Consider the following 1,224-nt stretch of genomic DNA (forward strand, 5'->3'; position numbering starts at 1 on the left):
TCTGGTCGAGCAGGCCGCGGTTGTCCGGCGCGTCGGGGAAGACGCCGAAGCCCTCGACGCCGAGCCGGTAGTTGATCGAGACCAGGACGACGCCGTCCCTGGCGAAGGCGTGGCCGTCGTACAGGGGCAGGCTGGAGGAGCCGTTGCGCAGAGAGCCGCCGTGGATCCACACCATCACCGGACGCGCGCCGCCGTCCGCGCCGGGGGTCCAGACGTTCAGGTTGAGGCACTCGTCGCCGGGGATCTGCTGCTCGGGGATGAGCCGGTCGAGCGGCGGCCGGTAGGGCCGCTTGGGGGCGGTCGGGCCGAACTCCGCCGCGTCACGGACGCCGTCCCAGCGCTCGACGGGCGCCGGGGCGCGGAAGCGGTGGGCGCCGAACGGCGGCGCCGCATAGGGGATGCCCCGGAAGACCTGGATCCCGTCGTGGAGTCGGCCGCGCACCTTGCCGTGCCGGGTGGCCGCGATGATGTCCATGAGCCGGATCCTACCGATCGATCGGTCGGCAGCCGAGGGGTCGAACTCACATGGAAGGGTGGGCGGCGACCGGGCAATCAGTAGTGTCCGACATCCCCGGCGAGAGAGACCCCGTGCATGACCACGTTCCTCGACGGAGCGGTCGCCGATCCCGAGCGATTCTCCGCCCTCTTCGATGCCCACTACGAGGAGATCCGCAGCTACATCGGCCGCCGCCTCGACCTCGACGTCGCCGAGGACCTCGCCGCCGAGACCTTCCTGATCGCCTTCCGCCGGCGTGCCGGATTCGACGCCTCCAAAGGCGGCATCAGACCTTGGCTGTACGGCATCGCCACCAAGCTCATCGGCCGGCACCGGCGTGCCGAGCTCCGGCGATACCGGGCGCTGGCCAGGTCGGGGCCGCCCGCCGACGAGGACAACCACGACCAGCGGGTGGTCGATCGGGTCGCGGCGCGGGTGACCGTCCGGCAACTGTCGGCCGCACTTGCCGGGCTGTCGCGCGGTGAGCGCGACGTGGTGCTGCTCGTCGCCTACGGCGAGCTGACCTACGACGAGGTGGCGGCGGCGCTCGGCATCGCCTACGGCACCGTCGCCTCCCGGCTGAGCCGGGCCAGGACCAAACTTCGTGACGCGTTGGGAGTTGAGGTGTGATGAAGGAATTCCAGCTCATCGACGAGGTGATGCCGCAGGTGCCGCCCGCCGGCCACGCCGCCATGACGGCCGCCCGCGCCCGGATGACGGGCGCCGCC

Annotated in this window: 2 protein-coding genes; one reads left to right on the plus strand and one right to left on the minus strand. The window is 71.7% G+C overall.

What is annotated here, in order from left to right; translation table 11 throughout:
• On the minus strand, positions 1 to 475 hold a 475-nt coding region (locus ACWCSD_RS52775; RefSeq protein ID WP_449927543.1), incomplete at its 3' end, for a carboxylesterase family protein.
• 117 nt (positions 476 to 592) lie between these two features.
• Here ACWCSD_RS52775 and ACWCSD_RS52780 point away from each other — a divergent pair.
• A complete protein-coding gene (locus tag ACWCSD_RS52780) occupies positions 593 to 1,126 on the plus strand; it encodes an RNA polymerase sigma factor (protein WP_449927546.1) in 534 nt (177 codons plus the stop codon).
• Positions 1,127 to 1,224 lie beyond the last annotated feature (98 nt).

The organism is Nonomuraea sp. NPDC001684 (genome assembly GCF_053596515.1).